This is a genomic window from Metaclostridioides mangenotii, assembly GCF_017873185.1.
GTDB classification, from domain to species: Bacteria; Bacillota; Clostridia; order Peptostreptococcales; family Peptostreptococcaceae; genus Metaclostridioides; species Metaclostridioides mangenotii.
This window is the reverse complement of sequence record NZ_JAGGJX010000006.1, coordinates 35,089-54,483: the sequence shown is the minus strand read 5'-3', so window position 1 is coordinate 54,483 and position 19,395 is coordinate 35,089. Positions and strand designations below refer to the sequence as shown.

Sequence of the window (19,395 nt, the reverse complement as noted above, 5' to 3'; positions counted from 1 at the left end):
AACTTTATTTTAGTCCTTATGGTAAATATTCTACTATTAATCATTCTTGTTTTCAAGATGTTTTTCCATTTTTCTCTTTACCCTCTGAAGGGCGTTGTCAATCGATTTCACATCCCTATCGAGTCTATCTGCGATATACTGATACGATTTTCCATTTAAATATAATTCTAGTACTTTTTGCTCTAATTCGCTCAGCAATTCATTCATTTTTGATTCTATATTTTTTATTTCTTCTTTACTAATAATAAGTTCTTCAGGGTCAGTCACCATACTAGTGGTTATTATATCCAAAAGCGTACGGTCTGACTCCTCATCATAAATTGGTTTATTTAGTGATATGTACGAATTCAAAGGTATATGTTTCTGTCTTGTAGCTGTTTTAATCGCTGTGATGATCTGTCTAGTTATACAAATGTCGGCAAAACACTTAAAGGAATTCGTCTTCGTTCCATCAAAATCCCTGATAGCTTTGTAAAGACCTATCATTCCTTCCTGTATAATATCTTCTTTGTCGGCACCGATTAAAAAATAAGACTTCGCTTTAGCCTTTACAAAATTCTTGTACTTAGAAATAAGGTACTCTAGTGCGATCTTGTCTCCTGCACTCGCTTTTATAACCAAGTTGTAATCATCTATCTGTGAAGCGCTCATTTCTTCAAAACTTTTTTCTTTTGCTACTAACATGTATATCTCCCCCATATAAAAACAAAATAAACAATCATAGCTATATTATAGTCTAAAGAATCCAGTAATTTCAACGCTTTTTACGAATGTTCTCAAGTTTCGACAATATTTCCTTATCTAGCCTTTCATCCAATCTATTTCGATCAATTTTTTTACCAAATACAACATTTTTTTCTCTAATTTTCACTTTAGAATTGTCAATATCGAGCCTTAATTCTCGGGCGGAAACTCTAGCCGCTCCCTTACCCATAATAATTTGTTGCTCTGCGTAATCATTTGTTACTACTTTTACATCATCATACTCAGATAGCGTAGTGATAAATTTCTCAATATAGCTATCTGCAGTTTGATGTTCTTTTGTATAAACCACTGTTACATGGTCTCGTTTTTCTACTTTTTCACGAGAATTCTTTACGTTGTAAGCATCAAATACTATTATTGCCTTGTATCCACTAAATTCTGCATACTCAATAACTTCATCTATCAGCTTCTCTCTAGAGTCTTCTAGATCTTCTCTTGCCAACGCTCTTAAATCTTCCCACGCATTAATAATATTGTAACCATCTATTATTAAATACTGAGTTTTCTTTCTTTGTGTTCTATTTGCCAAGTCTTTGCTTTAGCACCTCGTAAAGGACAATACTTCCTGCTACCGAGGCATTCAGAGATGTAACATTTCCAACCATCGGCATTTTAACTTTGAAATCGCAGTTTTCCTTTACTAGCCTAGATATACCATAGCCCTCACTACCTATAACTAGCCCTAAAGGCCCTTTCATATTTTGTTCGTAGAAAACATCTCCATCCATATCGACAGCTGCAATCCACAGACCTTCATCTTTAAGCTTTTTAATAGTGTTAACTATATTGGTTACTTTACACACTGGCACGTATTCAATGGCTCCAGCAGAAGCTTTTATAACCACTGGAGTAATATGAACAGATCTTCTCTTTGGTATAATAACTCCATGTGCTCCAACTGCATCGGCTGTTCTTATTATAGATCCTAAGTTATGTGGATCGTTTATTTCATCTAATATTATAAAGAATGGATCTTCATCCTTTGATTTAACATCTTCTAAAACTTCATCTAAATCAGCGTACTTGTACTCGCTTACCTGAGCTATAACACCTTGATGTGCATGACTCTCACCTATTTCATCTAGCTTCTGTTTTTCTACATATTGAATTACTAGATTCTTTTCTTTTGCCATACCTATTATTTTTTTGATAGACCCCTCTTTTGCTGAATTCGCTATCATTATTTTATCTATTTCCCTGTTATTTTTTATTGCTTCAATAACGGGATTTCTACCTTCAACAAATGCCAAAAGCTTCACCTCCTATTTTTAATTACTAAAGTCTCGAAACTATTTATATTTTATAGATTATTATTCTTATATGTTGTAAAAACATACTCTATATCTTTGTGCTGTTGTTTTTCACTCTCATATATCATTTCCCAATTTGAATCTTGATCTAATCTTGGAAAGAATTTGTCCGCATCGTTTACACTGCTGTTTTTAGTTATATATGCCTCTTTACAATAAGGTAAAAGCTGCTTGTAAATCATTTCTCCACCAATAATGTAGACTTCATCTTCACTGTACTTTTTAACCTCTTCAAGAACTTCTTCTACCGAGTTTAAAACTATGACTCCATCATTTTGAAACGACTTGTTCTTCGTTAATACTATATTAGTTCTATCTTTTAAAGGTTGCTTTCCTGGAAGAGAATCAAAAGTAGTTCTCCCCATTACAACGACATTTCCAATTGTATTTTCTTTAAAAAATTTCATATCTCCTGGAATAAACTGAAGTAAATCACCATCATGGCCTATTCCCCAGTTTTTATCTACATTAACTATAGCCTTCATATATCGTACCTCCTATACTGCAACAGGTATTTTCTTTATTTGTTCATGAGTTTCGTAACCTTCTAAAACAAAGTCTTCTACTTTAAAATCATAGAAATCTTTAACATCTGGATTTATTTTAAGCTTCGGAGCTTTAAATGGCTCTCTGCTAATAAGTTTTTCTACTAATGGTATATGTCTATCATAAATATGAGCATCAGCGATAACATGTACAAATTCCCCAACTTCAAAGCCAGTAACTTGTGCTAACATGTGAACAAGTATCGCATACTGAGATACATTCCAGTTATTAGCTACTAAAACATCATTTGATCTTTGGTTTAATATAGCATTAAGCTTATTTCCTGTAACATTAAAAGTCATACTGTACGCGCATGGATAAAGATTCATAGCGTGTAAATCGTCATGATTGTACATATTTACAATAATTCTTCTACTGTACGGGTTATTTTTTAGATCGTATATAACTCTATCTATTTGATCAAATTCGCCCTCTTTGTACTTGTGTTTTTGCGCTATTTGATAACCGTAAGCTTTACCTATTGTTCCTTCTTCATCCGCCCAAGAATTCCATATTTTACTGTTTAGATCTTTTATATTGTTAGACTTTCTTTGCCATATCCAAAGAAGTTCATCTATAGCCGCCTTTAAATTTGTTGGTCTAAGTGTAAGTATAGGAAACTCCTCAGATAAATCATATCTATTTACTACACAGAATTTTTTTACTGTATGAGCTTCCACACCATCAAGCCACTTTGCTCTTACTTCTTGCCCTTCTGATGATACCCCGTTTTCTAAAATATCTTTACACATATTTATAAAAATGTTATCTGTTTTACTCAATATAAAACCCTCTTTCTTCTTTAGTTTTGTGATAGTTTATTACTAAAAAATTTTTATTATATTCAAAAAACAATTCCATATCACTTGAATTTTTCATTGACTATATTATACATTAATTCACAAATTTTGTCGCTGTCACGCTAGGTTACATAAGTGTTTAAATCGACCTTATTTACTAGATTTGAATAATAAATAAATTTAATCTATTGTGAAATTTAAATTTATAAATACACCTGATTATACCGTTATTATTACCTTAAATTTACCATTAATGTAAAAGTAAGTTAAAAGTTAGACAGCTCTTATCTGAAATAATCAAATTAAAGAAGCACTCGAACAATTACTGTTCGAGCGCTTCTGATTAATTCGCATATAATTTTTTGCAAGATCAAATTTAAATAACTGTAATTCTTCATTTATATCATTCAATTTCTTGATTGATTAGACACTATTTATACTCTGTTAATTAAAGTTAAATCATTAATCTTACTATTTTTCAATAAAATCGATACTTCTATCTACTAGATATCGTAACCTATCCATCTGTTTATCAAGATATAGATAACCAATAAGCGCTTCAAACCCTGTTGCGTGTTTGTAGTCTATTATATCCCCATTCTTAGGTGATGTATGAGACTTTTGATTTCTTCCTCTTTTGTAAATTCTATGCTCTTCTTCAGTTAATTCATCCTCGATACTATGAATTATATCCGCTTGAGACTTTGCTTTCACATAATTTATAGCCAATTTATGAAGATCGTTAACTTTTTTATTTTTGTTGCACTTAATTAAGTGATCCCTTATATAAGTTTCATATACTGTATCTCCAATGTATGCAAGTACTAGTGGAGACATAGTTATAAGGTCACTTTTTCCTAAGATATTTTCTATACTCTTTTCCACTGTACACCTTGTCTAGTGTCTTCAAGAACTATACCTTTATCTAAAAGCTCTTGTCTTATTTGATCCGCTAATTCAAACTGCTTGTTTTTCTTAGCTTCAGTTCTCTTATTGATTAGATCTTCAATTTCATCGTCTAGAACTTCATTTTTTTTCTTATTAACTATGTTTATTACTCCTGTAAGCTCTTCAAATGAAGCTAAAGACTTCTCTACAAACTCTTTTGATGAGTTTTCATTTACATGAGTATTTATAAATTTAGCTAATTCAAATATAATACTTACAGCATCTGCAGTATTTAAATCATCATCCATAGCTTCTATATATTTAGCTTTGTATTTATCTAACTCTGGCAGTAATTCTCTCTCTCTGTCACTTAAAACCGCATCAGTTATATTAGCTAAAGTAAACTCTAATTTATTTTTAGTGTTGTAAAGTCTCTCAAGCCCTGCTTTTGCTTGATTAAGCATTTCATCACTAAAGTTAACTGGATTTCTGTAGTGAGCAGATAACATAAAGAATCTAACTATCTCTAAATCGTAAAGTTTTGATATATCCCTTACTGTGAAGAAATTCCCTTTAGATTTACTCATTTTTTCATTGTTTATATTTATATACCCATTGTGCATCCAGTACTTAGCAAATGGCTCCCCACTTCTAGCTTCACTTTGAGCTATTTCGTTTTCATGGTGAGGGAATGTTAAATCTTGACCTCCCGCATGTACATCTATAGTTTCCCCTAAGTATCTCTTAGACATCACAGAACACTCGATATGCCATCCAGGTCTTCCTTCTCCCCATGGACTCTCCCATCCAGGTTCATTCTCTTTTTTTGCTTTCCAAAGAACAAAATCCATTGGGTTATTCTTTTTATCGTTTATTTCTATTCTTGCACCAGCTTCTAACTCTTCTTGATTTTGTTTAGAAAGCTTTCCGTATTCATTGAATTTTTTTGTATCAAAGTAAACATCACCCTCTGATGCGTATGCAAATCCTTTATCTTCTAATTCTTTTATAAAATCTATAATTTGCTCGATATTCTCAGTCACTCTTGGGTGTACATCCGCTCTTTTTATACCTAAACCATCGCAATCAATAAAATATTCCTTTATATATTTATCAGCAACTTCAGTAGGAGTTATCCCTTCCTCAATGCTTCTCTTTATAATTTTATCGTCAACATCTGTAAAGTTTTGAACGTAAGTTACATCGTATCCTCTGTACTCAAGGTATCTTCTAAAAGTATCAAATATTATAAAAGGTCTTGCGTTACCTATATGGATAAAATTGTAAACAGTAGGCCCACAAACGTACATTTTTACCTTTCCTTCTTCTAACGGTACAAATTCTTCTTTTGACTTACTTAACGTATTATATACCTTCACACTAATCACCTCACAAGTATTTATTTTAATTATTATTAATTATCATATTATTATATTATAAGTTAAAATCTGTATAAATAATAGTATTACTACTACTTTTTAGCTTATACACAAATAATAGTAATACTAGCATTTATTTATTCCTCTAGAAATGAAACCTTTTGCGCTGAACATTTGTCATAAGTATCTTGAGAAATAAGTTCCTCATCTTTTAAATCATCCAAAATCGTTAAATACTCACTACAAAGTTCTTGTAACTCCTTTTTTATTTCATCCATACTACTATACATATTAATTACCCCCCTATAATTAAATAAAAACAACAACAGTACTATATTTTAAGAATTTATCAAATGCAAAAGGTCAACTCTATTAAAATACTTTTAAGCCCCCACTTAATATGTTTATAACAAAACAAGTATTTTATGTCTGCATAATATATTAAATTTATTATGCTAAATTCCTTCAGGGAGTTATTTAAACATTTTCGGTTATTTATGATAAAATTTAATAAAGAATTACAATAAAATTATTTAAAACATATCTTACTTCAATTTAATTTATTGTAAATGATAAGATATTGTTGATTTTTCTTAAAATCTATATAGATTTTAAGTGCAATTTTTTTATCGACACGTAGGTTTTTTAATCAACAATAAGTAAATGTCTACTTTTATACACTTTATTTTTAAGATGACTTATACCCTTAACAACTAAGTTTATTTGCATTCTACCTTCTATTTTCTCTAAACAAATCACTAAAAGAGTTTGTCTTCTGCTAGGAAGTTTCCTCAGACTAGAAAACAAAATATATAAAATAAAGAGACATCTGAACGGCAATTCAGATGTCTCCAAAGACTGTTAAATTTATTTTTAAATCCCAAATCAATTTAAAACTGTAAATGAATATTTACTTTTTAATATGGATATATATAATCTTCTGTTGGATCTGCAGAAGAAATATTATTTACATCAATTTGTGGATCTTCTATGCCATTTCTTTCTTTTTTTATTATGATACCTTCCACCGTTACCCATGTATCCGCCTCTAGCTCACTGGCCTTGTTATACTTACATACAAAACCACATGGCGACAAATCTGCTACGCAACAGGTCATCATAAGTCTAGCTGGTACAAATTCATCCTCGTCCAATTCTAGATCCTTATATACAAAACCTTTTATAGAGATTTTAAACCCTATATACTTATCAATATTCATATATATTTCATTGAACCACTGAGAGAATTCATCATGAGAAACTATTATCTTCTTATTCTCTTCGTCATATCCATGAAGTAGTATTTCTTCACCAAATACATTTTCGGTTACATATTTTCCGCTTCCTACTGATTCATTATCCATATTACTTTTTTTAGATAAATTCTTTGAATCTTGATCCCGTAGTGCTCCATTATTCTCTCTTATATCATTTGTAGATGCGCTAGTTAGATCATTTCCATTTATTAACTTAGAAGATAGACTCTCTACTGAGACTGAACCATGAGGCAATACAAATAGTAGTATAGGTAAAATTAAGACAAAACAATGGCATACTCTTTTTCTATATTGTGGTTTATATAAGTATCTAATACTAAAAATAATCCATATAAGCATTACTGCCATTATATAAATCAAATAAGGCATCATTTTAGAAGTTACATAATTCAAGTACTTTCCAGTATAAACCAATCTCAATATTACACCGAAAAAAACAGTATAACAAGATATTTCTATAAGAACCTGGTAGTTTAACTCTTTTCCCTTCATAGTAAGTAACCTCCTAATCCAGTACTGAAAAATATAGCCACCGTACTAAAACAAATAAAGAATGTTATTAAGGCTAATTTCACTATAAATTTCGCTGAAAATCCGCTTGATAACATAATTATATTTTTTATATCAATCATAGGCCCGAATACAAGGAATCCTATAATAGAGCCTACTGGCAATTTATTTGCAAAGCTTCGTGCAACAGTTGCATCTGAAGAGGAACATAGAGACAAGAAAAACGCCATTAACATCATAGCTATAATAGATATGTATGAATTAGTATCTTTGTGTATCAATAACGCATTTGAAATAAATACTTGATAAGATGATGAAATAAATGCTCCTATCATTAGGAATTTCCCCACATTAAAAAATTCCATCTGAGAGTGACGTATGAATAATGTTATTTTATCAGACAATGTAGTGATATTCTCTATCTCCTCAAAACAACCACAGCTACAAAGACTATTATCAATACTGCTCAATAAAATCTCGTCTCTCGGCTCCCATACATAAAATACTATGCCAACTAATACAGCTATTATAATCCCTAGACAAACTCTCGCAAGTACAATTCTAATGTTTCCATTAAAAGCCACATAAGTAGATAAGATTACTACTGGGTTAACAATAGGGGCAACTAATAAAAACACTATTGCTGAAGTAAGAGGCACTCCTTTCTTCACAATACTTCTGAAAATAGGTATAGAGGCACAATCACATACAGGTAAACAAAATCCCGCTATTATAGAAAATAAAATCCCTGTACCAATTCTTTTAGGATACTTTTTTTCTAACCATTCCTTTGATATAAAAACTTGAATAAGCGATGACAGTATTACTCCTATCATTAAGAAAGGTAAGCCCTGTAGCAATATCCCTAAAAAAATATTTATCGTTGTATCAACCTGCATAACCATCGTATTAAATAGCATTCTAAATACATAATAGAATACAATAAATAACAATGTGCCACTACATAATACATTTATGGGATGAAATTTCTTTTTATACACAAGATTATCAATCTTTTTAATGGACTTTAAAGGATAAATTTTTACACCTTTATTGATGTTATGAATGGTTCTTTTAATACTAGTAAACTCTTTATTCATATTTCTTGTCATAACTATATCACTATTTGCCATCTGCTCTATTAACGGACTACCCACTTTTCCTAATATAGCTTCAAACTTAGCAATATCCACTATATTAATTATCTTCTGTATCTTGCACAAATCGCATAAATACTCATCTTCTGTGTTACTTTTAGATGGTACATATAAAAACATCGATTGAAGAATTGAAAAAGACGTAACCCCATTCCATTCTATCCATACCTCATCTATGTCGTTATTAAGCAAGTATTCCTTTATTTGCCTAACGACACAGTTTTTATCTTTTTCGAGTTCCTTTTTTGAAAAATAAAGAACATCATGATTCAGGTGCTTATCTGCAATCCCTACTTCACCTGCTTCAAATTGTATTATACATAATCGTTTCTGTAACATCTTTTGCCTGTTAAAAAACTGATTCAAAAATGTTGTCTTTCCTGAATACAAAAACCCTGTGATAATGTATACAGGAATATAACTTGTTCTCATTCTCATATCTTCTCGTTAAATAAATCTTTCAATTTTTGGCGGTCTAAGTTCTCCCCAATTATAGATAAAAAATTTTCTCTAACCGCTGATTCTTCTAATTTAACTTCTCCGGGTAAATATTGAAAGTTTACAAAACGATACTTCTCTTTTAAGATTCCTTTTGCTCTTAAAACAGTTCCATAATTAAATTTTTCTATCTCATTTATTTTTTCTATGATCTCTTTGCACTTTACATTATTCTCAAAATATATAGTTATTGTATCAAATACATCATTTGCATTATGAATACGACTGCAACAACAATATTCGTCCCCTCCATGATGGCTACAATTATTATGTGGATCAGAATTACAATCTTCATATAAATTACATTTCTGTATATCTTCATAAAAATCTATAAAATCATTAAACTCTGTGCTGCTAAGGATATCCTCAAATTGTATATCGTCCCATGAATTTGTAAAAATATCAGCCTTAGTGTTCAGTTTCTTTATAATACTCAGCGCAGACTTGCTCTTTTTATTATTTTCTTCATACCTACTAAATATAATAATATCTGCATTTTTTACCTGATCCTCAAAAAAATCTCCGAAGTTCTCCAAATATATCTCACATCTATTGGCATCTACAACAGTTATTTTTTTTGTTATTTTAATCGAGTCACAAATTGAAGGATCTTTACATGCCTCTGTAACATCGGACAACTTACTTACACCAGAAGGTTCTATTATTATTTTATCTGGTCTATACTGATCTATAATCTCATATAGCGATTTTACAAAATCACCTGAAAGAGTGCAACAAATACAACCTGAATTCAGTTCTTTAACCTGGAAACCATTGTCTTTCAAAAGTGCTGCATCCACACTAACTTCTCCAAAATCATTTTCAATTAAGGCTATATTTTGCCCCTTAAACGACTCCCTTAGTAGTTTTTGTATTAATGTGGTCTTTCCTGAACCCAAAAACCCCGATATAACATAAACTTCTCTATTCATTTTTTTCTCCTTATTTTATACAATCCATTTTCTCTTAAATTAACTTAACGACTTTAAGAAAACTCTTTTGAATAATAAAATAGAGGTAAATATTATTACTCCAATTAAAACAATTGTGCCGCCCGGTTTTAATCTTAAATAATAAGATATGAATAAACCTAGAATTGTAAAAACAACCGCAAAAAATATTGAATACAATACAGTTTGTCTATAATTTTTTGCAAATTGCATTGCACAAGCTACGGGTATAACCATCATAGAGGATACAATTAAAGCTCCGACCGTACGAGCTGCAATAGACACAGTAATAGCCGTTAATATTGTAAAAATAAAGTTAGTTATATTTACTGGAACCCCTGCTAATCTTGCAGAGCGTTCGTCAAATGTTATAAAAAATAATTCTTTATACAAAATAAAAAAGGTAATTAAAACTACACAACTTACGATAATTACCATATACATTTCAAAATCACTAATAGCTACTATACTCCCGAAAAGAAAGCTATTAAAATTAGCCGAGTCCTTAGCAAAACCCGATAGTATACCAGCTAGCCCCACACCAGCTGACATTATAATAGCTATAGATATTTCAGAGTATTGTGGAATTTTTTTACGAATAACTTCAATTCCTAATGCGGCTATAATGCAAAATACTATAGCACCTAAAATAGGATTCACTCCTAATATCAAGCCCGCTGCTACTCCTGCTAATGAAGTATGCGATAACGCATCACCCATCATGGATAGTCTCTTCAACACAATTATAACCCCAATACACGGAATAATCACAGCTAGCAAAATCCCAACTATAAAGGCCCTTTGCATAAATACATATTCAAATATCTCCATAAATTTATACCTCTCTATTGATGGAAAATAATTCTCGCTAAAAAGCTCATCCTAATTATTTACCTCTTTTAACACTCTATCTTCAAGTAACATTGTCTTTGTAACAAACTTATATGTTCGCTTTATATCATGTGTTATCATAATGATTGTTAGACGATTATTTTTATTAAGGTCTGATAATAGCTCGTAAAATGAATAAGAACTTTTTTCATCTACTCCAGTAGTTGGTTCATCTAAAATCATTACCTCTGGATTTGACACTAAGGCTCTTGCAAGTAAAATTTTCTGTCTTTGACCACCGGACATACTACCTATAAGGCTTTTAGAATATTCTTGCATACCAACCATTTCTAGCGCATTTTTAGTTTTTTGATTATGTTCTCCCTTAGGGAAACGAAACAAACCTATTTGTGAATAAAGATTCGCACGGACAACTTCCTCAGCAGAAGCTGGAAAAAAACGCTGATAGGATAATCCACTCTGTGATATATATCCTATTTTTGTCCATTGATTAAAATTTTTTATATTTTGTCCTAGAAGTTTGATTTCACCCTCCGTTGGTGAAAGTTCTCCTAACAATAATTTAATTAGTGTACTCTTTCCTGCGCCATTAGAACCAATTATCGAAACAAAATCTCCTTTTGATACATCAAAATTTATATCTGAAAAAACTTGATCTTCTCCATATGAAAACTTTAAATTTTTAACACTTATAATATTCATTTATATCACCACTTTACTACTGTAATGCTGATTTTAGTGATGCCAAATTTTTACGCATTACAGAAAAATAATCTTCATCACTTGAGGTTTCCTTTGCACTTAGTCCTTCTATTGGATTTAACACATCTGTCTTTGCTCCAGTTGCATCAGCAATAGTTTTTGCTACTTTTGGACTCGCCAATTCTTCAAAGAAAATCACCTTTACCTTGTTTTTCTTTACGAATTTGATAATCTTAGACATTCTAGCTGGATCCGGCTCTGAATCAGGAGAAATACCTTCAATTCCTACTTGATTTAATCCATAAGCTTCGCATAAGTAACCAAATGCCTCATGAGATACAACAATGTCTTTGTTTGAAAGCGGTGTTAATACTTCTTTATATTCTTTGTCTAATTTATCAAATTCTTTAGCGTATTTAGCATAATTATTTTCATAGTATTCTTTATTAGTAGGATCCACTTGAACAAATGAATCTTTTATATCCTTCATTTCTTGTTTTGCATTTTTAGGATCCATCCAAACATGTGGATCAGAAATACTATTTTCATTATATTCATTAGCGCTGCTATAATTTTCATCCTCTTTATCATGAGAGTGACCTTTGGTTAATTCTATATTCTTTGATGCTTCAAGCTTAACGAGATCTTCATTTTGTATGCTTTTTAAAATGTCCTCAACCCAATGCTCCATACCCGCTCCATTATATATAAATAAGTCTGCTTTTTCTAAATTAGTTATATCTTTAGCAGTAGGCTCCCAATCATGAGGTTCAACACCTGATGGTACCATATTTATAATTGTAGCTTTATTTCCAGCAATTTTTTGAGCAAAGTCATACATTGGGTATATACTAGTCAAAACATTAAGCTCTTCTCCCTTAGAATCTAATTGTTCAGTTTCTTTATTGCAACCCGTTAACAAACTAAATAACATAATTGTAATTATAATCAGTAAACAAATCTCTTTTAATTTTTTCATAATAACCCTCCATAATATTGCAGTTTAATTTATGTATGAGTTAATTGTTTAGCCTAACTTTTAACGTAATTAATGTAGATGTTACTTTATATGAATTTGCATAAAAGAGTAGCCTTAAATAGACACTGATAAAAAGTAATCCCCCTATTATCGGCATTAGACCAGTACTTAATTGTTTTAGAGTATTTTCTACTTCTTGTATATGTACACAAATTTGACAAGTATCTCCAACGCAATTGTGATTTGCTTCTTCTAATATGTAAAAAGATGAAAGAAGGTAAATAACAATAAAAATAATACACATCGTAATTGCAAGTAAATTTATAATCTTAATACTTTTTTTCATTGTAATTAACCTCCTTCCTCGTAATTTTCATTTTATATTTTCTTATTAGAGCATTTATCACATTTACCATAAAACATTGTTTTTAATGAATTCAGATTAAATCCATGATTTTTTAGTAAATGCTTCTGTATATTATTTAATTCATCACATTGAAAATGGATTAAGCCTCCACATTCATCGCATTTAAAATGAAAGTGCTCCTCTAATTGATCTTCTTCATCCACATATTGATAACATGCACCTGATACGCCATCTATTACATATTTTCTAACCGCACCATCATTTACAAGTTTATCTAAATATCTATATACAGTTGACATGCCTATTTTCATATCATTTTTTAAAAAATAATCTGTAATTTGATTTATTGTTACATGTTTACCATCAAGTGATTTTATGTAAGACAGGATAGATTCCTTTTGCTTCGTTTTATAATTTGTAGATTTTTTCACTTAAATCACCCCTTCAATTTGAAAACCATTTTCAATTTACCATATTAAATTATCGTTGTCAAGCAAATTGACAATCATTTTCAAATTTAAATCCACACTTAAATATATAAAAATTAAGGTTATTGCATTAGAATAAAATAACTATTTAGATTTTTACATAATCCATCCAAGGTTTATGGGATGTCTCCTTCAAATGATGTAAAAGCTCATTTAATACTACTTTTACATCCCCGATAACTGAGGCGCATATTTAGACTTTAATACATTACAGAAAAAATGAGGAGTATATAAATTTATATACTCCTCATTTTGTTAATCAATATCTCTATAACTATAAACAACTTTGTCTATAATACCGTATGAAGCAGCTTCCTCAGAAGTCATAAAGTTATCTCTATCAGTATCTATTTCAATTTCTTCAACTGAATGACCAGTATTATCGGCAAGCATTTGATTTAGCTTTCTCTTATTTCTCTGTATGTTATCCGAAATTATCTTTATATCACTAACAGATCCTTTAATATTTCCAGAAATTGATGGTTGATGTATCATTATTTCAGCATTTGACAAAGCATATCTCTTACCTCTTGCTCCTGCAGCTAATAGAAATGCCCCGAAACTAGCAGCAAGCCCCACACAAATAGTCGAAACATCACATTTAATAAGATTCATAGTATCATATATCGCAAAACCAGATGTAACTTCTCCTCCTGGGCTATTTATATAAAGATGAATATCCGCATCAGGATCTTCTGACTCAAGATACAGTAACTGAGCAACAATTAAGGCAGCCGTTTTACTATTAACATCTTCTCCTAGATATATTATCCTATCTGAAAGCAATCGAGAAAAAATATCCTGACTTATTTCACCATTACTTGTTTTACCTACAACATAGGGTACAGTACTCATGCCGCCATCTCTCCTAATTTCATAGTTTCTTTATTTATACTAAATTTAGTTTGATATACTAAATTGCTATCTATATGAACCCTTTCAAGTGCTGGAAAAAATTTACCGATTTTTCTATAGGCTTGGGGAGATTGATTATAAATCACCCTAAAAGCGTGTGTAAACGACTGTTGAGAATCATAATTTGCTTCTAAAGAAATCTCTATTATTGATTTATCTGTAGACATTAATTTTTTTGCAGCTATTGTAAGCCTTCTCATTTGTATGTATTTATAAATTGTATATCCTACCTTTTCTGAAAACATTCTACTCAAATGATATTTTGAGTAATTAACACTTCTAGATATTTCATCTAGACTTAAGTCGTTGCTCAAATTGCGTTCTATATAGTCAATAGTTTTTAAGACAATGTGGCCTTTCATACAAGATCCTCCTTTCAGCTTCTAACAACTATTATATCTCTTTATTAAGTTCAAATCTTAATATAAATTGCTATAAAAGGAGCGTGCATAATATTTTGAAACTTGATTTAATTAAAAAAACTCTAAAGTAACTTTAAGTTACTTTAGAGTTTATAATATTTTCTTTTCTATAAAAGATTTTCTTTAACAAAAGCAAGTCTCTTCAAGCACGTTTCCTTGCCAAGTACCTCTACGACTTTTGGTAAATCTGGACCGTGCATTTGTCCTGTAAATATTATCCTAGAACCCATAAATAAGTTTTTACCTTTTATTCCATGCTCTTTTTGGATTTCTTTAAGCATAGCTTTTACACCATCTTCTATAAGCTCATCAGCGTTTGATATCTTCTCTTCAAGGGCTTCAAGTAAAGTTGGGATGTGCTCAAGCGCTAAGAATTCTTTACACTCATCAGTCTCAAGCTCAACTTTATCACCAAAGAATATTCCTGCGTGATCTGTTATTTCCTTCATATATTGTAACTTTTCCTTAACAGCAGAAACCATTCCATTTAAGAAATCGTATCTATTCTTAGCATCTTCCTTAGTAATAAACCCACCTTCAATTAAGAAAGGTATTGCTAATTCTGTTAGACGGTTGTCATCGCCATCTTTAATGTAGTGTTGGTCAACCCAGTTTAATTTTTCTGTATCAAACACTCCACCACTCTTAGATACTCTATCTATAGAAAAAGCTTCCTCTAATTCCTTCATGGTAAATAGCTCTTGATTATCTTCTGGAGACCAACCAACTAGTGCAACATAGTTAACTAGCCCTTCTGGTAAATATCCTTTTTTCTTGAAATCCTCTACAGCTACATCGCCTTGTCTCTTGCTTAATTTTTTCTTTTCAGTGTTTAATATATTTGGAAGGTGCACAAAAACTGGTGCTTCCCATCCAAAAGCTTCGTATAGGTATACGTGCTTTGGAGTAGATGAAACCCACTCTTCACCTCTTATTACATGAGTTATCTTCATAAGATAATCGTCAACTACAACTGCGAAATGGTATGTTGGGAAACCATCAGTTTTTATAAGAACTTGATCATCAAGATCATTTGTATTAAATTCAGTTTCTCCTCTTACTAAATCAGTAAACTTAATCACATGATTTTCAGGAAGTCTAAGCCTAATAACATGCGCCTCACCTGCTGCTAATCTCTTCTCTACCTCTTCTTTAGAAAGATCTCTACAGTGGCCATCATATCTTGGAGTATCTCCCGCTTCTTTTTGTTTTTCTCTTACATCATCAAGTCTTTCCTTAGTACAGAAACAATAGTAAGCCTTACCAGAGTCTAATAATTCTTTGATGTATTCTTTGTATATATCAAGTCTTTCTGATTGAATATAAGGTCCAAATTCACCTTTTTGAACTATATTTCCTTTTTCATCTAAATCTACGCCTTCATCGTGTTCAATTCCAGCCCATTTCATGGCATTTAGCATGTTTTCTATAGCTCCGTCAACAAGTCTACTCTGATCTGTATCTTCTACTCTTAAAATATATTCTCCGCCCATTTTTTTAGCAAATAAATAGTTATAAAGAGCTGTTCTTAAACTACCTATATGTACAAATCCTGTTGGACTTGGTGCAAATCTAACTCTAACGCCCATCTTTAGTACCTCCTGATTGATTTATTCAATATATTTATATTATTAAAATACACTGCTGTTTTGCAAGTGTAATTCTTTATCTGTGGAAAACTCTTAATAACTCCTTATTAATAATATAAACTTATCCACAATTACAAGTATATCCACATGGATATGTTGATTATACATTTTAGAATAATCGAGTTATAAATTCCTATACTATTATATCAGATTCTATTGATTAAAATATAGTTAACCTAAAAAATAGCTCTAGTTAATCCAGATTTTAATCTAAATCCAACTAGAACTATTATTTTAAACTAAAAATATGAATTTGGTTGTTTTTCTGGCGCATCCTCTAGAAGTCCCTTATCTCTTCTAGGACTATCAGTATTTAGATGCCACTCATACCAACCTCCATCATACACTTCGCTATTTTATTATCCTAACTTAACTTCATTTTTAACAAACTCAGCTTTTACTTTTTCGATTATTTCAGATATTTCTACAAGTTCTTTATCAGCTGCATCTCTAAGTTTGTACTCTACTTTTCCATCCTTAGCGTCTTTTCCAACAGTTATTCTTATAGGAATTCCAAGAAGTTCTGAGTCCTTAAACTTAACTCCTACTCTTTCATCTCTATCGTCTAGAAGAACTTCTACACCTATAGCTTCAAGTTCATTTTGTATATTTTCAGCTATTTGGCTATTCTCTTCATTCTTCATATCTACTTGAACTATACTCACATGGTATGGTGCTATTGCAAGTGGCCATATTATTCCATTTTCATCGTTATGTTGCTCAATTACTGCTGCTGCAGTTCTCTCAACACCTATTCCATAGCATCCCATAAGTATTGGCTTAGATTTTCCATCTTTGTCTATAAAATTAGCGTTCATAGCTTCTGAATACTTTGTTCCAAGTTGGAATATGTGTCCTACCTCTACTCCTCTAGCTATTTCTATAGGACTACCACATTCTAAACACTTATCTCCCTCTTGAACATTTCTGAAGTCTCCTACAACACCTTCATAATCTCTTCCGTAGTTTGCATTCTCTATATGGAACTCAGTTTTGTTAGCACCGATTATCATATTATTTTGATCTGCTACTTCTTTATCTATAAATACGAAATCAGCTTTTATATTTATTGGTCCTGCGAATCCTACATCTGCACTTGTAACCTCTTTAACTACTTCATCAGTTGCAAGAGCAAACTCTATAACTCCACCAATGGCATTTTCAACTTTTACCTCGTTTACATCTCTATCTCCTCTTACCACAACAGCTACTGTTTTTCCATCAGCTGTATATACAAGAGTTTTAGCTAATTTTTTAGGAGAAGCTTTAAAGAAATCTTCTAATTCTTTAATTGTACCTACTCCTGGAGTATGAATTTCTTTTAATTCTTTTAGCTCTTCTTTTTCTAATGTATCATTTATTGATTCTGCTCTTTCTACGTTCGCTGCATAATCACATTTGCTACAGAATACTACTTCATCTTCTCCAACATCTGACTTAACCATAAATTCCGCTGATACTGAACCACCTATAGCACCTGAATCTGCCATAACTGGGCTATTATCAAGTCCACATCTTCTAAATATATTTACATAAGCATCAAACATATCTTGGTATGATTTAGCCATTCCATCATGGTCAACATCAAAACTATAAGCATCCTTCATAGTGAACGTTTTAGTTCTCATAACACCAAATCTAGGTCTTCTTTCGTCTCTGTACTTAGTTTGTATTTGGTATAAATTCATTGGCAACTGCTTGTAAGAAGTTATTTCTTGTCTTACTATATCAGTGAAAGCCTCTTCATGAGTAGGTCCTAGGCAGTAGTCTCTAGATGTTCTATCTTTAAGTCTAAACATTTCCTCTCCCATAGCTTCCCATCTTCCAGATTCTTGCCATAATTCTGCTGGTATTATTGCTGAACAAAGTATTTCTTGAGCTCCCTTTGCGTTCATTTCTTCTCTAATTATCTGAGCTACCTTGTTGAAAACTCTAAGGCCTATAGGAAGTTGATTGTAAACTCCTGAAGACATTTTTTTGATCATTCCAGATCTAATCATCAACTGATGACTTCTAATTTCTGCATCTGCTGGAATTTCTTTTAACGTTGGTAAAAACATTTTAGACATTTTCATTGTATTGCCCTCCTAATTTTTATTAAATTAATTTTTTATTACATGATTAGTTTTAAATCTGTTTCTTTGCGAGTTTAAGCATTTTGAATATAAAAAAAACCCATCATCTCTACAAATATAGAGACGAAAGGTTGTAATTTCCGCGGTACCACTCTAGTTAGCTAACTTAGCCCACTTTTTGGAATATAACGGTTCCTACCGTAAAGTTTTACTTTAAGCTAGAAGTCAGGTTCGAAGTTTTCCTCTTAGAAACTCTCAGCATCCGTTTCCTCTCTGTGAAGATTTCACCATCTACTATTACTTCATAATTGCATTAATATTTTGATTAATATTTAACTTATATCATATAATATATTAATTATTGCCAGATGTCAATAATAATAAACAAATACTTTGAGAAGATATTCCATCCTCTGATCCAGTAAATCCAAGGTTTTCTTCAGTTGTCGCTTTTATGTTTATATTGTCTATTTCTGTTTCAAGTGTTTTTGCTATTACTTCTCTCATCTGATCTATATAAGGAGCCAGCTTTGGTCTTTGAGCTATAATCGTACTGTCGACATTTCCTATTTTATAGCCTTTAGATTTAACCAGTTCGTATACATGAGATAATAATTTTACACTATCTGCGCCTTTGTATTTTTCATCCGTATCAGGGAAATGCTTCCCAATATCACCTAGTGCTAGTGCTCCTAATATAGAGTCTGTTATCGCATGTGTAATAACATCAGCATCAGAGTGACCAAGTAATCCTTTTTCATGAGGAATTTCAACGCCTCCTAAAATAAGCTTTCTACCTTCTACTAACCTGTGCACGTCGTATCCTAAACCTACTCTCATATTATATCCTCCTAATTAACTTTTTA

21 protein-coding genes and 1 other annotated feature are annotated in these 19,395 nt (G+C 31.3%); all 21 genes read right to left on the bottom strand.

The features are described 5' to 3' along the window. Window positions 1–36: 36 nt before the first annotated feature. The 21 genes from sigH to ispF all read right to left on the bottom strand — a co-directional run bounded on the left by sigH (window position 37) and on the right by ispF (window position 19,369). Window positions 37–684 (bottom strand): RNA polymerase sporulation sigma factor SigH, encoded by a 648-nt coding sequence (sigH, locus tag J2Z43_RS12050; protein ID WP_209457391.1) that lies wholly within the window; start codon window positions 682–684, stop codon window positions 37–39. Window positions 685–754: 70 nt separating this feature from the next. Then, window positions 755–1,294 carry an NYN domain-containing protein gene (locus tag J2Z43_RS12045; RefSeq protein WP_209457390.1) on the bottom strand — a complete coding sequence of 180 codons (540 nt, stop codon included), beginning with the start codon at window positions 1,292–1,294 and terminating at the stop codon, window positions 755–757. Beyond that, window positions 1,284–2,015 (bottom strand): 23S rRNA (guanosine(2251)-2'-O)-methyltransferase RlmB, encoded by a 732-nt coding sequence (gene rlmB, locus J2Z43_RS12040; protein ID WP_209457389.1) that lies wholly within the window; start codon window positions 2,013–2,015, stop codon window positions 1,284–1,286. The genes J2Z43_RS12045 and rlmB overlap by 11 nt, the downstream gene beginning before the upstream one ends. Window positions 2,016–2,065: 50 nt before the next feature. Then, complete coding sequence (locus tag J2Z43_RS12035; RefSeq protein ID WP_209457388.1) at window positions 2,066–2,560, bottom strand: dihydrofolate reductase; 495 nt, start codon at window positions 2,558–2,560, stop codon at window positions 2,066–2,068. Window positions 2,561–2,572: 12 nt separating this feature from the next. Further along, a complete protein-coding gene (gene thyA, locus J2Z43_RS12030; RefSeq protein WP_209457387.1) occupies window positions 2,573–3,403 on the bottom strand; it encodes a thymidylate synthase in 831 nt (276 codons plus the stop codon). A gap of 489 nt (window positions 3,404–3,892) precedes the next feature. Next, window positions 3,893–4,306: a Mini-ribonuclease 3 gene (locus tag J2Z43_RS12025; RefSeq protein ID WP_327786962.1), complete on the bottom strand. Its 414-nt coding sequence runs from the start codon at window positions 4,304–4,306 to the stop codon at window positions 3,893–3,895. After that, complete coding sequence (cysS, locus tag J2Z43_RS12020) at window positions 4,291–5,688, bottom strand: cysteine--tRNA ligase (protein WP_209457386.1); 1,398 nt, start codon at window positions 5,686–5,688, stop codon at window positions 4,291–4,293. The genes J2Z43_RS12025 and cysS overlap by 16 nt, the downstream gene beginning before the upstream one ends. A gap of 137 nt (window positions 5,689–5,825) precedes the next feature. Continuing rightward, window positions 5,826–5,978 (bottom strand): hypothetical protein, encoded by a 153-nt coding sequence (locus J2Z43_RS12015; protein ID WP_185748192.1) that lies wholly within the window; start codon window positions 5,976–5,978, stop codon window positions 5,826–5,828. Window positions 5,979–6,605: 627 nt separating this feature from the next. Further along, window positions 6,606–7,457, bottom strand: a complete 852-nt coding sequence (locus tag J2Z43_RS12010) for a TIGR03943 family putative permease subunit (RefSeq protein ID WP_209457385.1) — start codon at window positions 7,455–7,457, stop codon at window positions 6,606–6,608. Next, window positions 7,454–9,064 carry a permease gene (locus J2Z43_RS12005; RefSeq protein WP_209457384.1) on the bottom strand — a complete coding sequence of 537 codons (1,611 nt, stop codon included), beginning with the start codon at window positions 9,062–9,064 and terminating at the stop codon, window positions 7,454–7,456. Before J2Z43_RS12005 ends, J2Z43_RS12010 begins: the two co-directional genes overlap by 4 nt. A 2-nt stretch (window positions 9,065–9,066) precedes the next feature. Continuing rightward, window positions 9,067–10,062: a CobW family GTP-binding protein gene (locus J2Z43_RS12000; protein WP_209457383.1), complete on the bottom strand. Its 996-nt coding sequence runs from the start codon at window positions 10,060–10,062 to the stop codon at window positions 9,067–9,069. Window positions 10,063–10,101: 39 nt separating this feature from the next. Beyond that, window positions 10,102–10,911: a metal ABC transporter permease gene (locus J2Z43_RS11995; RefSeq protein WP_209457382.1), complete on the bottom strand. Its 810-nt coding sequence runs from the start codon at window positions 10,909–10,911 to the stop codon at window positions 10,102–10,104. Between the two features lie 51 nt (window positions 10,912–10,962). Beyond that, on the bottom strand, window positions 10,963–11,634 hold the full coding sequence (locus tag J2Z43_RS11990; protein WP_209457381.1) for a metal ABC transporter ATP-binding protein: 672 nt from the start codon (window positions 11,632–11,634) through the stop codon (window positions 10,963–10,965). Between the two features lie 16 nt (window positions 11,635–11,650). Next, the gene (locus J2Z43_RS11985; RefSeq protein WP_209457380.1) at window positions 11,651–12,613 is read right to left on the bottom strand and encodes a metal ABC transporter solute-binding protein, Zn/Mn family; all 963 of its coding nucleotides are present in this window, start codon (window positions 12,611–12,613) and stop codon (window positions 11,651–11,653) included. Window positions 12,614–12,653: 40 nt separating this feature from the next. Then, window positions 12,654–12,959 (bottom strand): hypothetical protein, encoded by a 306-nt coding sequence (locus J2Z43_RS11980; protein ID WP_209457379.1) that lies wholly within the window; start codon window positions 12,957–12,959, stop codon window positions 12,654–12,656. A 32-nt stretch (window positions 12,960–12,991) separates the two neighbouring features. Beyond that, entirely contained in the window at window positions 12,992–13,411 is a 420-nt protein-coding gene (locus J2Z43_RS11975) for a Fur family transcriptional regulator (RefSeq protein WP_209457378.1), read from the bottom strand. 312 nt (window positions 13,412–13,723) lie between these two features. Then, the gene (locus J2Z43_RS11970; protein ID WP_209457483.1) at window positions 13,724–14,323 is read right to left on the bottom strand and encodes an ATP-dependent Clp protease proteolytic subunit; all 600 of its coding nucleotides are present in this window, start codon (window positions 14,321–14,323) and stop codon (window positions 13,724–13,726) included. Further along, on the bottom strand, window positions 14,320–14,745 hold the full coding sequence (locus J2Z43_RS11965) for a helix-turn-helix domain-containing protein (RefSeq protein ID WP_234926379.1): 426 nt from the start codon (window positions 14,743–14,745) through the stop codon (window positions 14,320–14,322). The genes J2Z43_RS11970 and J2Z43_RS11965 overlap by 4 nt, the downstream gene beginning before the upstream one ends. 167 nt (window positions 14,746–14,912) lie before the next feature. Then, complete coding sequence (gene gltX / locus J2Z43_RS11960) at window positions 14,913–16,394, bottom strand: glutamate--tRNA ligase (RefSeq protein ID WP_209457377.1); 1,482 nt, start codon at window positions 16,392–16,394, stop codon at window positions 14,913–14,915. Window positions 16,395–16,813: 419 nt separating this feature from the next. Then, on the bottom strand, window positions 16,814–18,529 hold the full coding sequence (locus tag J2Z43_RS11955) for a proline--tRNA ligase (protein WP_209457376.1): 1,716 nt from the start codon (window positions 18,527–18,529) through the stop codon (window positions 16,814–16,816). Window positions 18,530–18,645: 116 nt separating this feature from the next. Continuing rightward, window positions 18,646–18,847: a binding site (T-box leader), on the bottom strand. Between the two features lie 36 nt (window positions 18,848–18,883). Next, a complete protein-coding gene (gene ispF / locus J2Z43_RS11950; RefSeq protein ID WP_027700795.1) occupies window positions 18,884–19,369 on the bottom strand; it encodes a 2-C-methyl-D-erythritol 2,4-cyclodiphosphate synthase in 486 nt (161 codons plus the stop codon). Window positions 19,370–19,395: the final 26 nt, after the last annotated feature.